The organism is Exiguobacterium sp. s43 (genome assembly GCF_018617255.1).
Lineage (GTDB): Bacteria > Bacillota > Bacilli > Exiguobacteriales > Exiguobacteriaceae > Exiguobacterium > Exiguobacterium profundum.
Genome location: NZ_JACSJT010000001.1, coordinates 1,510,740 through 1,524,418, shown reverse-complemented (window position 1 = coordinate 1,524,418; position 13,679 = coordinate 1,510,740). Strand labels below are relative to the sequence as shown.

Sequence of the window (13,679 nt, the reverse complement as noted above, 5' to 3'; positions counted from 1 at the left end):
AGTTAGGGGTGAACTTCCTTGGAATATGTAATTGAAATGCTAAATATTCGAAAAGAGTTCGGTACGTTCGTTGCGAACGACAATATCACGCTCCAATTGCGTAAAGGAGAAATCCATGCACTTTTAGGAGAAAACGGGGCCGGGAAATCGACGCTCATGAACGTGTTGTTTGGTCTCTATCAGCCTGAAGGCGGAGAGATTCGCGTACACGGAAAGAAAGTGAATATTGAAAATCCGAACATCGCCAACGAACTTGGGATCGGAATGGTCCATCAACACTTTATGTTGGTTGAAAAATTCACGGTCACTGAAAATATCATTCTTGGTCTTGAGCCAAAGAGTGGCATCACAATCGATCGCGCCACTGCTCGGAAGAAGGTCATGGAGATTTCGGAGCAATACGGACTTAGAATTGATCCGGATGCGAAGATTGAAGATATTTCAGTCGGCATGCAACAACGTGTTGAAATCTTGAAGACGCTCTATCGTGGAGCAGATATTCTGATTTTTGATGAACCGACGGCAGTGTTGACACCACAAGAGATTCAAGAACTTATCCAAATTATGAAACGTCTGATTGCTGAAGGTAAGTCGATCATCTTGATTACGCACAAGCTGAAGGAAATCATGCAAGTTGCGGACCGCTGTACTGTCATTCGTCGTGGACGCTACATTGGAACGGTCGAGGTCGACGAGACGGTAAATGAAGACAGTTTAGCTGAAATGATGGTTGGTCGCGAAGTAAACTTTGATGCAGAATATTCGAAAGCCGATCCACAACAAGTCGTTCTGGACGTTCAAAACCTCGTCGTCAAAGATGGTCGCGGTTTGAAAGTCGTTGAAGGATTGGATTTACAGATTCGTGCTGGAGAAGTACTTGGAATTGCCGGGATTGACGGGAATGGTCAGACGGAGTTGATTGAAGCCATTTCAGGTTTGAAAAAGCCGGAGTCTGGTAAAGTGTTGCTCAACGGAAAAGATGTCACAGGACACACGCCGCGTAAGATGACCGAGGCAGGGATCGGACACATCCCGCAAGATCGTCATAAACACGGACTTGTTCTTGACTACTCGATTCGTGACAACATGGTACTTCAAACGTACTATAAAGAACCGTTCTCGAAACGAGGTCTCATGAACTATAAAGCTGTGGCTGAGAAGGCGAAGGCGTTGATTGAGAAGTTTGACGTCCGAACTCCATCAATTGATGTTCCAGCGCGTGCTCTCTCGGGAGGGAACCAACAGAAAGCAATCATTGCACGTGAAGTCGATCGTTCACCAGATTTACTCATCGCCGCTCAACCGACTCGTGGTCTCGACGTAGGTGCGATTGAATTTATTCACGAGCAGCTTATTAAAGAACGTGAAAAAGGACGCGCCGTCTTACTCATCTCGTTTGAACTTGATGAGATTTTACACGTATCCGACCGTATCGCTGTTCTCTACGAAGGAAAAATTGTAGGGATTCGTGATCCGAAAGAGACGACGGAGCAAGAGCTAGGCTTCTTGATGGCCGGCGGTAAGAGAGGGGACGAAACAGAATGAAAAAATTAAGTTTAAACCAACTTCTCATTCCATTCCTATCCATCATTTTAGGACTACTCGTCGGTGCTATCGTCATGTTGATTGGTGGATACGACCCGGTTCAAGGGTTTATCTCGTTATTTGAAGGCATGTTCGGTAGTCCGTATGCCGTCGGTGAAACATTGCGTGCTGCAGCCCCACTTATTTTCTCAGGTCTTGCGGTTGCGTTCGCCTTCCGTACAGGGCTATTCAACATCGGGGTAGAAGGACAAGTGTTAATTGGGTGGGTCGCAGCCGTCTATGTAGGAATTAACTTCGACTTGCCGATGTTTATCCATTTACCGCTCGCACTTCTAGCGGCAATGGTTGCAGCAGCAATTTGGGCGTTCGTTCCTGGGTTCTTGAAAGCGAAGTTTTATGTTCATGAAGTCATTACGTCTATCATGATGAACTATATTGCCTTATACACGACAAACGCGATTTTACGTAACGTCATCGGCGTAACGAACGAGCGTACGGAGTCAATCAACGATTCAGCGTCACTTGCTTCGCCATGGCTCCAAGAGTTGACGACGTATTCACGTCTTCACTGGGGTGTGCTTGTCGCTGTGCTTGCAGCAATCGTGTACTACTACATCCTTCAACGTACGACACTCGGTTATGAGTTACGTGCCGTTGGATTCAACAAACATGCATCACAGTACGCAGGGATGAGCGTCAACCGTAACATCGTCCTGTCGTTCGTCATCTCCGGTATGTTCGCTGGTCTCGCAGGTGCGATGGAGGGTCTTGGAACATTCGGTAGTATGACCCTCTCGGCATCGTTCACCGGTGTCGGATTTGACGGGATCGCCGTTGCCCTTCTTGGTGCGAACACCGCGATTGGAGTCATTTTAGCAGCGATTCTCTTCGCAGGGTTGAACATCGGCGGATTGGCGATGCAACTTGGTGCGAACGTACCGTCAGAGCTTGTCAAAGTCATCATCGCAGCCATCGTCATCTTTGTAGCGTCTGGATATGCGATCAACTATGTCGTTGAGAAACTTAAAGGAAATCGTAAGAAAGGAGTGGAGAAAAAATGAACTTCTTAGAAGTCCTTTATATCGTCGTACCGGTTGCGCTTGCCTATGCGACTCCACTCATTATCGCAGCACTTGGTGGAATTTTCAGTGAACGTTCTGGTGTCGTCAACATCGCCCTTGAAGGAATCATGGTCATCGGTGCCGCGACAGGAATCATCACGACGCTCACCTTGACTGATTTAGGTGTTGGCGCCTCTAGCCCATGGATTGCCTTGTTTGTCGCTATGGTAGTCGGCGCTTTGTTCTCCCTCTTCTTGGCCGTTCCTGCCATCCTTTGGCGTGCGGACCAGACGGTTCTCGGGGTTGCCATCAACATGCTCGCCATCGGTCTCGCCATCTTCGTCGTGCGTGTTCTTTACAACAAAGGACAGACGGACTTTATCGAGTACCGGATCGCAAAAGAGAATGTACCCTTTTTATCAGATATTCCCGTGTTAAAGATGTTCTTTATTAACGTTCAGTACACGTCGTTCGTTGCAATCGCCTTGGCGTTCGTCGTCTGGTTCGTCATCTTCAAGACACCGTTTGGACTTCGTCTTCGTTCGGTAGGGGAACATCCGATGGCCGCTGATACGATGGGAATCAACGTCACGAAAATGCGCTTCATGGGCGTCATGCTCTCTGGTGCGTTTGGTGGTCTTGCCGGAGCGGTTTATGCTGTAACGGTCACGACGAACTTCAGTGGAACGACAATCGTTGGTCAAGGATTCTTGGCGATTGCCGCAATGATTTTCGGTAAATGGAATCCGCTCGGTGCGCTTGGTGCCGGATTGTTCTTTGGATTCGCTCAAGCCCTTTCGATTATCGGAAGCAACTTGCCGGTCATCAACAACGTGCCGCAGCTCTTGCTCTTGATTGCGCCATACGCGCTCACGATTCTTGCTCTCGCTGGACTCGTTGGTCGTGCGGATGCGCCGAAGTCGGTCGGTATTCCTTATATTAAAGGGAAACGTTAATTCGAGATAGGACATATGTCCATTTCATCCAGGTTGTTTGGTGCTTAAGCCAAACAACCTTTTTTGATATACTTGCCTAGAGATGTCATGATTAGACTAGGTTACATGCGAGAAACATAAAAAAGACATATCGGTCAAAGGACCGATATGTCTTTCACGATTATTCGAATTTTAAAGCGTCCCCGTCGAACGACTCGTCCGCTACTTTGATCGAGTCTGTCGGACAACCCTCGAATGCATCCATCATGTCTTCGTATAACTCATCTGGGATTTCAACAGTACCTGTGTTGTCATCCATTAAGTTGAACGCAAGACCTTCATCATCATAATCGTAAATATCTGGTGCTGCCGCGCCGCAAGCTCCGCATGCGATACATGTATCTTTATCGACGATTGTAAATTTTGCCATGATAATAACCCTCCAAACGGTTCGTTTCTCTTAGAAATCATTCTACTGACTATGAGTAATTGTAGTCTACATACCCAATTATTTCAATGAGGAAACGAGCGTCTTTTTGGTAGGATAATGATTTTTTTAAGGAAGTGACGATTTGGTTCATTTAGCGGATGGAGTTCTACTGCTGGCCATTAAACGATTAAATGGAGAACGGAGTGAGCGAAGTCTCTACCATGTCCTGAATGGAAAGCGTTCGGCCACAACGCTACAGGACGCATTTTTTTACGAGTTGGAGCCTCTTTTTGGACAGTTTCCGCAGACGGCTTATTCATACGAGTCTGTGCTAAAACAAATTGAAAAACGAGGATGGCTCGATCGTAAACGATTTAGATTGACAGAGGCGGGAGAACTACTAGCTTCACCTGAATCGGTTGAGCAACTATTCAAGCGGTTGGGCGGGGAACGCCGTGATTATAACGCGACCACATGGAAACGCTTGAGTTTGTTCGTGCAGACGTTCATGTCAAAAGAACACGCCCGTACATTTTATCCTGTACAAGCCGATCGTCCAGCAGAGCAATGGGTCAAGCAGTTGTTACATCTTGATCGGGATTGGAAAGCGCTCATGCGAACGTTTCATCAAGAGATTGAACAAGCACTTGAACAAATCGGGGACCCGTATGCGACGGCCGTCGTCTATCGATTCACAGGAGCGTTTGAGACGGGTTTGACATATGAACAAATCGCCAGCCTGCTTCATGTTGATGCCGAAACGGCTCGTTTGTATTTTTTGGCCGGATGGAACGAACTGTTGATGGTCTTGCCGGATGATGCCAAACTACGGGGGTTTACGTACGGCTTATCGACGGACCGGATGACTTATTCAGCACGTGAGTCATATGAATTGTTCTTAAAGGGGTACACGTTCCAACAGGTTCAAGCGAAACGGCGTTTACGTACGAGTACGATTGAAGACCATGTCGTCGAGATGGCGATGTATTTAGAAGTCTTCCCGCTCGAACAATTTGTACCGATGGAGGATGTGGTCACGATTGAAGAGTTGCGGCATCCGGATAGCTGGGCGCTCAAACCGATATTTGAGAAAATGGGGCGTGTCAGTTATTTTCAAATTCGACTCGTCTTCGCCAGACTGAAACGAGGTGAGAGTTTTGTATGAAGCGACATTAAAACGAGTGTTCGGGTATGAATCGTTTCGTCCTGGGCAACACGACATCATACATGCCGTGATCGAAGGGCAGGATGTATTGGCCGTCATGCCGACGGGGGCGGGGAAATCGCTGACGTTCCAACTCCCTTCTTATATTAAAAATCAAGGGCTCACGGTGATTGTTTCGCCGTTACTCTCACTCATTGAGGACCAGATGCTTCATATACGAGAACGGGGAGAGCGTGGTGTCGCTCGTTTGACGTCGATGGAATCGGCTGAAGAGAAGCAGGACATCATCAACCATTTGAAACGTTACCGTTTTTTATATCTTTCACCCGAACAATTGGCCGTTCCTTATGTGACGCGTGCTCTGGCGAATGTGAAAATTCAAATGCTCGTCATTGACGAGGCGCACTGTATCTCACAATGGGGGCATGAGTTCCGTCCTGAGTATGCGCGTTTAGGTGAGTTGCGAAAACAGATTGGGAGCCCCCAGTGTATGGCGGTCACGGCGACGGCGCCAGAAGGCGTGAAACAGGACATCATTGAAAAGCTGGCACTGTTCTCACCTGAACAATTCGTCCACTCTGCCAATCGTCCGGAAATCCGATTGTTGGTTGAACGGTTGGAAAAGGAGAAGAAACTTGAGCGATTGAAAGAGTTGATTCAAGTGATTCCCAAACCTGCAGTCGTTTACACGGCGACCCGTCGCGAGGCAGAGGCGTTAGCCTTTGAGCTAGAGGATGCATTGTTTTACCATGGAGGCATGTCTACGGAAGACAGGCGACTCGTGCAGTCCCAGTTTTTACGGGACGAAGTGTCGGTCATGGTATGCACGAGTGCGTTCGGGATGGGTGTGAACAAAGACAACGTCCGTTCTGTCGTTCATTTTCAGTTGCCGGCAACAGTTGAGGCATACATGCAGGAAATCGGACGAGCGGGGCGTGACGGACAACCCGCATTCGCGGTCCTTCTATATGCTGATGGCGACGAACGCATCCAGCAATTTTTAATCGACGGACAGTACCCGAAAGACGAGGACATGCGACTAGCCTATTTTGAACGTGAGAACGGGACGTCGCTCGCGCAACTACCAAGGTTGTTACGGATGAACGAAGAAGACCCGAAGTTTCTCCTGCTGAAGCAATTGTTGACAGAACGTTCGCTTCAAGAAGCCCTCGATTGGGTAAAAGAAAGAAAGCGAGATCGGTATCGTCAACTCGGGCAGATGATGGATTATGCCCTCATCCGGACATGCCGACGCGATTACTTGCTTCGTTATTTCTCCGAACAAACGGTCGACCAAGAAGAATGCTGTGATGTTTGTGGGCCGATTCCGTTCCCGGATACACCGCAAATCGTCCGAAAAAATGTGACAGAATGGAAAATTCGGTTGACGCAAATCTTTTCCTTTGAATAATATCATAGTAAAATGATAAAAAAGGTAAAGGAGGGCATACGTTGCGACATCGGAATCAGGCGGATTCTTTACGCGAGCAATTGGCGGACACGTTGCCGTCTCGAGCTGAGAGGCAAGAGGGCGAACGGAAGAGGAAGTTAAATGATAACTGGATGAAGCGCCCGTTGGCGATGACATTAACCTTCGCCATGCTAGCGATTATTCTCATTTTCATATATATCGGGCGACACGCCATATTTTAAACGAGGTGCGAACAGAGTTCGCATCTTTTTTTATTCTTAAAAAATTCTCGATTGCACAATAAAAGGGGTAAACCTCTTGCGTTGAGGATATACTTATATCATAAGAACGAGTAAGAGAGGAGGGCGGAGATGCCGAAATACTCCATCAAGACCGTGGCGACCTTGACAGGCGTCAATCCGACGACCATTCGCGCTTGGGAACGTCGCTATCAGTTTATCGTGCCGAGCCGAACGGAATCCGGTCACCGCCTGTATTCAGATCAGGATGTTGAAAAAATCAAATGGGTCGTGAACAAGCAGAAAGAAGGGCTTTCTGTCTCACAAGCCATTCAACAACTTCATCAAGCGCCTGAACCAGAACCGACAACGGCCAAACTATACGATGAAGAATTGAAAGACGGGCTGCTCCATGCGTTGCTCTCATTTGATGAACGGACAGCTCATGATTTGATCAATCGTGCGTTTAATACGTTCAGTTTTGAAAAAGTGACGAAGGATGTGATTGGGCCACTGCTCATGGAAATCGGTTCACGATGGGAGAATGGCTCGATTACGATTGCCCACGAGCATTTCGCCACGGCATTTTTACGAGCACGGCTTTCGACGCTGTCCCTTCAAATGCCGATGAACCCGTTCCTGCCACGTATCACGTGTGTCTGTGCACCCGGGGAGATGCATGAGATCGGATTATTGTTTGTCACGCTCTATTTGCGACAACATGGATACGATGTCATCTTTTTGGGAGCGGGTTTCCCGAAAGAAGATTTGAGTAAAGCGTTACATGATATCGACACTTCTTGTCTCATCTTCGCATGTACGCTGACTGAGCATATTCCGAACTTGTTAGAGGCGATGGATTATATTCAAAACGAGCATGCTGAATTAAAAATCGGTGCAGGTGGATATGCAGTCAGCTTGGAGAGAGAGCGATTCAATGGGTCATTTCTTGGCGACGCTCCTGAAGAGTGGACAAAATGGTTATCAACTATTTGACACGGGATGAAAACGGGAGTAGCTTATTATTAGGATTGACTATTCACTGGAGGTTTTCGATTGAGATTTGAAAAACAAACAAAAGAACATCTTCGTGTATATGTGACTGCGAATGAGCTATCGTTACGTGGAATCGCCATCGATACGATCGTAGGGGAAAACGGTCAACAACTGTGGAAAGAACTACTTGAAACAGCAGAAAGTGAGTACGGATTTTCACCGCAAGGAGCGGTTGATTTGAATGTGACAATGTTCCCTCGCGATGGACTCGTCATCGATGTTCAAAAAGGTGAAGCGATTGCTGAGCTCGATGTCGAGCAGGTCGAGATTCGATTAACGATTGATGTAATCCATCATTTGATTTATCAGTTCGAGGACATTGAAGATGTGATCAACGCTTCGATTCGTCTTTTCCCGCATATACATGAAACCGAGCAGGGTGGCACGCTTTATCATTACAACGGTCATTACTACCTTCACTTCGTTGAGGTTCTTCCTTCGCAGGTAGAAGAACGACTCGCGGCCATTTTGTCCGAGTACGGCAAGACGACTACGGTCAGTCCGTACGTCATGATGGAATACGGAAAGACGATTCAAACTGAACAAGCCGTGAAAGAGCTGTACGATGCATTCGCATGAGTACGGCTTTTTTACTTTTCTGTTCCTATTGTTTTTAGGGTGTCCGTGTTATGATTAGACTTGAATTTTCAGTAGCTAGTTGAAGGAGAGATTGGAATGAAAGTCGCTGTTTTATATGGTGGAGTGTCAGGAGAACGAGAGGTATCTCTCACGAGCGGGCAAGGGATGATAGAAGCGTTGACGGAACGTGGTCATGAGGTCACGGCCATTGACTTTCATCCGAAACGGGCGAACGAGCTGTTAACATTGGATGTCGATGTCGTCGTCAGTGCGTTGCACGGGAAGTATGGTGAAGATGGTCGTGTGCAATCGTTATTAGAAATGGCTGGAATTCCTTATACGGGATCAGGTGTCTTGGCATCTGCTCTGGCGATGGATAAAGCGAGAGCAAAAATCATCTTCGCGGCATCCGGTATCCGAGTCGCTCGTGACGTCTTAATCGAGTCACGGGAATCAATCGATGCAAAAGTCGCTGAGTGGGGAATGGAGTTCCCATGTGTCGTCAAACCAGCGCAAGAAGGATCATCGAATGGTCTGACGATTGCAATGGACGAAACGATGTTACGTGAAGGAATTGAAAAGGCGTTTGCTTGTGATTCAGCGGTACTTGTCGAGCAGTACATCAAAGGGAAAGAGCTGACAGTTCCCGTCATCGGGAACTTTGGGAAAGAAGAGGCTCTTCCTGTCATTGAAATCATTCCAAAAAATGAATTTTACGACTATGAATCGAAGTATACGGAAGGTGGTTCGATTCATGTCTGTCCGGCTGAAATCTCGGTCGAGCTGACAGCGGAGGTTCAACAGGCGGCAGTCCTTGCGCATCGCGCGCTCGGTTGTTCAGGATATTCGCGCTCTGACTTCCTCGTTTCAGAAGAGGGAAAAGCCTACATTCTAGAGACGAATACTCTGCCGGGCATGACGCCGCTTAGCCTGTTTCCGGATAGTGCCAAGACAGTCGGAATCTCGTACGGCGAGCTTTTGGAACGCTTTATCGAGCTCGCACTTGAGCGCGTAGCGAAGTAAGACATCTGGATTACGCCATCCATCAAGAAAACGCTTTCATTATTTTTGAAAAGCCCTTTCAAATTGAACGCGTATCAGCTATACTTTTAAACGAATACGAGGTTAATTCTTGGGGGAGAATTGACAATTTAGGGGAGGAAACCTTCATGATTACGGATCAAGAAAAAGGTCATCAAAAACGAAAAAACATCTTGGAATCGACACAAGAGGTAATTCACGAAGCTTTAGATAAACTCGGCTATCCAGATGAGATGTACGAGTTATTAAAAGAACCGCTTCGCATGCTGACCGTTCGGATCCCTGTTCGCATGGACGATGGTTCAACGAAGATCTTCACAGGCTATCGCGCTCAACATAATGATGCGGTCGGACCGACTAAAGGGGGAATTCGGTTCCACCCGAGCGTAACGGAGGTAGAAGTCAAAGCATTATCAGTATGGATGAGTCTAAAAGCAGGAATCGTAGACTTGCCTTACGGTGGTGGGAAAGGCGGAATCGTCTGTGACCCACGCGAGATGAGTTTCCGTGAAATCGAACGTTTGAGTCGCGGATATGTCCGTGCCATCAGTCAAATTGTTGGACCTACAAAAGATATCCCGGCTCCGGACGTGTTCACAAACTCACAAATCATGGCATGGATGATGGATGAATACAGTCGCATCGATGAATTCAACTCACCTGGATTCATCACAGGAAAACCGCTCGTTCTTGGCGGGTCGCATGGTCGTGAGACAGCGACGGCAAAAGGTGTGGCCATCATGATTCGTGAAGCGGCACTTCGTCGCGGAATCGAATTGAAAGGTGCGCGGGTCGTCGTCCAAGGATTCGGGAACGCGGGAAGTTTCCTTTCTAAATTCATGTACGATGCAGGGGCGAAAGTGATTGCGGTCAGTGACGCTTACGGAGCTATCCATGATGAGAATGGTCTCGATATCCCGTATTTGTTAGATCGTCGCGATTCATTCGGTACGATTTCGACATTATTTAAAAACACGATCTCGAACAAAGAAATGTTAGAGCTCGATTGTGATATTTTAGTCCCAGCTGCGATTGAGAATCAAATTACAGAAGACAATGCGGACGCGATTAAAGCATCGATTGTGGTCGAGGCAGCCAACGGTCCGACGACGAACGAAGCAACGAAAATCTTGACTGAACGTGGAATTCTCCTCGTGCCGGACGTGTTGGCGTCAAGTGGTGGGGTCACGGTTTCGTACTTCGAATGGGTACAAAACAACCAAGGTTACTATTGGACGGAAGAAGAAGTTGAGGAAAAACTTGAAAAAGTACTCGTTCACTCGTTCAATACGGTATACAATACATCTTCAGCCCGTAAAGTCGATATGCGTCTCGCCGCCTACATGGTCGGTGTACGCAAAATGGCGGAAGCCTCACGTTTCCGTGGCTGGGTCTAATCAAAAAAAGTTCGGTCAACTCAAGTTGACCGAACTTTTTTATACGTTAATGCGGTTCGCAATCGTATCGGCAATCGCCTTGCCGTGGAATCTACCGTTCTCAATGAAGATCTTGTTCGCATCGTTTCCGGCTGCGACCACGCCCGCAATGAAGAGGTGTTCGACATTTGTTTCAAACGTTTCTTCATCGTATGTCGGGACACCACTCTCTTCATCGATCACAATGCCTGCACTCTCGAACAGATGGTGGTCGGGCTGATAACCGGTCATCGCGAAGACATGATCTGCATAGACATGCTTCTCTTCACCGTGTTGCCGGTAGTAGACGCCATCATCGGTGATGCGTTCGATTGTCGCCTCAAACTCCATTCGAACTTTCTCATGACGGACGAGTGAATCGAAGTTTGGAAGAACCCATGGTTTGACGGAAGGGCTATACGAATCGCCTCGATAGAGTACCGTCACAAAGGCACCAGCCTTTTCGAGTTCGATTGCCGCATCGACAGCGGAATTTTTCCCGCCGATGATCGTGACGTGTTGTCGATAATAAGGATGTGCCTCGTTGAAATAGTGATGGACGTGCGGCAACGTTTCGCCAGGTACGTCAAGCAGACGAGGACGTCCATAATAGCCTGTTGCTAAAATCACATAGTCCGCTTCGCGAATGGTTTCGCCACGTCGTTCATGTCTTGATGTCACAACGAATCGGTCACTTTTTTTATCGACCGACTCGACCGTTTCGAACGGGTGGACGTTTAAACCGGTACGTGTGACGACTTCTCGATAATAGACGAGTGCATCTTGACGACGTGGCTTCAAATCCTTACATATGAACGGAATGTCTCCGATCTCGAGCAAGCTCGCGGAAGAGAAGAACGTTTGATGCGTCGGATACCGATAGATGGCGTCGACGATATTTCCGCGCTCAATCACCGTACAAGAGACTCCGATCTTCTCCAGTTCGATGGCGGCCGAGAGACCGCATGGCCCGGCACCTACAATAATCGCTTGTTTGTTCACTGAATATCACCTCTTTGCTCATTGTAGGGAAGGGGGCGCAGTTGCGCAAGGTTATTGCTGGAAGCTAAAGCTATGTTCCATGACTGACTGGGATGAGCCGGACTCGAGTTCGACGAGGAGTCGTAAACGAGCTTTTTGTGAATTCAATCCGTTTGAAAAAATGACACCCATCTCTTTCAGTTGTTTGCCACCCCCGTCGTAACCGTAAACATCTTGAACGATTCCGTTGAAGCAACGGCTGACAATCACGACGGGAATCTCTTTGACTAAATGTTCTAGTGCGGACAAGAGGGTCGGTGGAACGTTTCCTTGCCCTAACACTTCAAGGACGAGTCCGTCGTACCCAAGCGTGATTACAGATTCAAGTAAATCTGGTTCCATTCCTGCGACGACTTTCAACACGGCTACACGTTTTGAGATGGACGGAATCATTTTCGGTTGTCTCGTTGCTGGTTGACTATAGATGAGTACATGGTCCTTTGTGACCATACCCACGTTACCGAAGTGCACAGACTTGAATGTGTCGACTGAAGACGTGTGCGTTTTGGTCACGTTAAATGCCGAATGAATCTCACCGTTGAAAACGACAAGCACGCCTTTTCCACGAGCCGCTTCGCTTTTTGCGACGCGAAGCGCTGTGATCAAATTAAATTCTCCGTCCGAACCGACCTCGTTCGAGGACCGCATCGCTCCTGTCAACACGATTGGGACAGGCGCACCGAGCGTGATTTGTAAGAAGTAAGCCGTCTCTTCTAATGTATCGGTACCGTGCGTGATGACGACTCCGTCATACGTGTCTTGTGTCAGTTCACGTTGGATGAACTGTGCCAATTCAAGCATCTTCTCTGGAGTCATGTGAGGTGACGGGATATTTGAAAAGTGCTTTGTTGTAATGTGAGCAATATCCGTCGCTTTCGGAAGGGTGGCGTCGATTGGATTGACATCGCTCGGTTCGACGTGTCCTGTGCCGGATTGTGACATGGCGATAGTACCGCCGGTGTGGATCAGTAATAAATGATTCATAAGTGTCCTCCTAATTATTTTTATGAAGATTTCCATTTTCTAGGCGTTCTCTACTTTTTCTTTCAGACAATTCAGTGTATGCTAGGGAGAGAAAGGAGAGATGCATCATGATCGCAATCGCCTTGTCTGCGGTTGCACCTGGGCTCGCCCTTCTTTCCTACTTCTATCTACGCCATGAGTTGGAGGCAGAACCGCTCGGATATGTGATTCGTTCTTTCGTGGCCGGAGCCGTTCTCGTGTTCCCGATCATGTTTATCCAATATGCGTTCGTTGAAGAGGGAGTGCTTACTGGACCGTTTTGGCAGGCGTATGTCGCCACTGCCCTGCTTGAAGAGTTTTTTAAATGGTTTATGATTTATTATACAATATATATACATAAAGTCTTTGATGATTACTACGACGGGATTCTCTATGCGGTCGCCTGCTCATTAGGCTTTGCGACTTTAGAGAATTTTTTATACTTATGGGTGTACGATTCATTAGAAATTGCGATTTGGCGAGCAATCCTGCCTGTGAGCGGGCACGCTTTGTTCGCGGTCGTGATGGGGTACTGCTTAGGACGAGCGAAGCATTCGATTCGAGAACGGCTCTGGCTGTTCATGGCAATCTTTTCTGCGACGGTCATCCACGGAACGTTTGATTTGATTTTGATACTCGAACCGAATCAAAAGCTTCCTGCCGTGCTTTATATCGTCATTTTATGGACCGTGGCACTTTTACTCGTGCGAGCGGCAAACTTGTCCAATCGTCGACAATTTAAATAAAGGGGAAGAATCA

Annotated in this window: 14 protein-coding genes; 11 read left to right on the top strand and 3 right to left on the bottom strand. The window is 47.6% G+C overall.

Translation table 11 applies throughout. The features are described from left to right. The first annotated feature begins 18 nt into the window (after positions 1-18). Genes KNO79_RS07835 through KNO79_RS07825 form a run of 3 tightly spaced genes read left to right on the top strand, consistent with a single transcriptional unit; the run spans position 19 to position 3,562 of the window. Positions 19-1,545: an ABC transporter ATP-binding protein gene (locus KNO79_RS07835; protein WP_214691044.1), complete on the top strand. Its 1,527-nt coding sequence runs from the start codon at positions 19-21 to the stop codon at positions 1,543-1,545. Further along, the gene (locus tag KNO79_RS07830; RefSeq protein WP_214691043.1) at positions 1,542-2,606 is read left to right on the top strand and encodes an ABC transporter permease; all 1,065 of its coding nucleotides are present in this window, start codon (positions 1,542-1,544) and stop codon (positions 2,604-2,606) included. The genes KNO79_RS07835 and KNO79_RS07830 overlap by 4 nt, the downstream gene beginning before the upstream one ends. Beyond that, positions 2,603-3,562 (top strand): ABC transporter permease, encoded by a 960-nt coding sequence (locus tag KNO79_RS07825; protein ID WP_214691042.1) that lies wholly within the window; start codon positions 2,603-2,605, stop codon positions 3,560-3,562. The genes KNO79_RS07830 and KNO79_RS07825 overlap by 4 nt, the downstream gene beginning before the upstream one ends. A 160-nt stretch (positions 3,563-3,722) precedes the next feature. Here KNO79_RS07825 and KNO79_RS07820 read toward each other — a convergent pair whose 3' ends face one another. Beyond that, positions 3,723-3,971 (bottom strand): ferredoxin, encoded by a 249-nt coding sequence (locus KNO79_RS07820; protein ID WP_015881446.1) that lies wholly within the window; start codon positions 3,969-3,971, stop codon positions 3,723-3,725. 142 nt (positions 3,972-4,113) lie between these two features. On the opposite strand from KNO79_RS07820, the gene KNO79_RS07815 reads away from it, so the two are divergent. The 7 genes from KNO79_RS07815 (at position 4,114) to KNO79_RS07785 (ending at position 10,859) form a co-directional block, all read left to right on the top strand. After that, positions 4,114-5,136 (top strand): YpbB family protein, encoded by a 1,023-nt coding sequence (locus KNO79_RS07815; protein ID WP_214691041.1) that lies wholly within the window; start codon positions 4,114-4,116, stop codon positions 5,134-5,136. Next, positions 5,120-6,547, top strand: a complete 1,428-nt coding sequence (locus KNO79_RS07810) for a RecQ family ATP-dependent DNA helicase (RefSeq protein WP_264092418.1) — start codon at positions 5,120-5,122, stop codon at positions 6,545-6,547. Before KNO79_RS07815 ends, KNO79_RS07810 begins: the two co-directional genes overlap by 17 nt. Positions 6,548-6,588: 41 nt before the next feature. Next, entirely contained in the window at positions 6,589-6,789 is a 201-nt protein-coding gene (locus KNO79_RS07805) for a hypothetical protein (RefSeq protein ID WP_015881449.1), read from the top strand. 129 nt (positions 6,790-6,918) lie between these two features. Next, on the top strand, positions 6,919-7,782 hold the full coding sequence (locus KNO79_RS07800) for a MerR family transcriptional regulator (RefSeq protein ID WP_214691039.1): 864 nt from the start codon (positions 6,919-6,921) through the stop codon (positions 7,780-7,782). Positions 7,783-7,842: 60 nt separating this feature from the next. Then, positions 7,843-8,421, top strand: a complete 579-nt coding sequence (locus KNO79_RS07795) for an adaptor protein MecA (protein WP_074037201.1) — start codon at positions 7,843-7,845, stop codon at positions 8,419-8,421. A 96-nt stretch (positions 8,422-8,517) separates the two neighbouring features. Beyond that, complete coding sequence (locus KNO79_RS07790) at positions 8,518-9,444, top strand: D-alanine--D-alanine ligase (protein ID WP_214691038.1); 927 nt, start codon at positions 8,518-8,520, stop codon at positions 9,442-9,444. A 146-nt stretch (positions 9,445-9,590) separates the two neighbouring features. Continuing rightward, positions 9,591-10,859, top strand: coding sequence for a Glu/Leu/Phe/Val family dehydrogenase (locus KNO79_RS07785; protein WP_015881453.1), 1,269 nt, complete (start codon positions 9,591-9,593; stop codon positions 10,857-10,859). A gap of 39 nt (positions 10,860-10,898) precedes the next feature. On the opposite strand, the gene KNO79_RS07780 is transcribed toward KNO79_RS07785, so the two are convergent. Then, positions 10,899-11,879: a YpdA family putative bacillithiol disulfide reductase gene (locus tag KNO79_RS07780; protein WP_159562120.1), complete on the bottom strand. Its 981-nt coding sequence runs from the start codon at positions 11,877-11,879 to the stop codon at positions 10,899-10,901. Between the two features lie 51 nt (positions 11,880-11,930). After that, positions 11,931-12,902 (bottom strand): asparaginase, encoded by a 972-nt coding sequence (locus KNO79_RS07775; RefSeq protein ID WP_159562121.1) that lies wholly within the window; start codon positions 12,900-12,902, stop codon positions 11,931-11,933. A 107-nt stretch (positions 12,903-13,009) separates the two neighbouring features. On the opposite strand from KNO79_RS07775, the gene prsW reads away from it, so the two are divergent. Further along, the gene (gene prsW / locus KNO79_RS07770) at positions 13,010-13,666 is read left to right on the top strand and encodes a glutamic-type intramembrane protease PrsW (RefSeq protein WP_074037196.1); all 657 of its coding nucleotides are present in this window, start codon (positions 13,010-13,012) and stop codon (positions 13,664-13,666) included. The last annotated feature ends 13 nt before the right edge of the window (positions 13,667-13,679 follow it).

Excerpts from the sequence above, each read along its gene's own strand:
- KNO79_RS07830 (WP_214691043.1), top strand. The coding sequence starts at position 1,542 with ATGAAAAAATTAAGTTTAAACCAACTTCTCATTCCATTCCTATCCATC.
- KNO79_RS07825 (WP_214691042.1), top strand. The coding sequence starts at position 2,603 with ATGAACTTCTTAGAAGTCCTTTATATCGTCGTACCGGTTGCGCTTGCC.
- KNO79_RS07820 (WP_015881446.1), bottom strand. The coding sequence starts at position 3,971 with ATGGCAAAATTTACAATCGTCGATAAAGATACATGTATCGCATGCGGA.
- KNO79_RS07800 (WP_214691039.1), top strand. The coding sequence starts at position 6,919 with ATGCCGAAATACTCCATCAAGACCGTGGCGACCTTGACAGGCGTCAAT.
- KNO79_RS07790 (WP_214691038.1), top strand. The coding sequence starts at position 8,518 with ATGAAAGTCGCTGTTTTATATGGTGGAGTGTCAGGAGAACGAGAGGTA.
- KNO79_RS07785 (WP_015881453.1), top strand. The coding sequence starts at position 9,591 with ATGATTACGGATCAAGAAAAAGGTCATCAAAAACGAAAAAACATCTTG.
- KNO79_RS07775 (WP_159562121.1), bottom strand. The coding sequence starts at position 12,902 with ATGAATCATTTATTACTGATCCACACCGGCGGTACTATCGCCATGTCA.
- prsW (WP_074037196.1), top strand. The coding sequence starts at position 13,010 with ATGATCGCAATCGCCTTGTCTGCGGTTGCACCTGGGCTCGCCCTTCTT.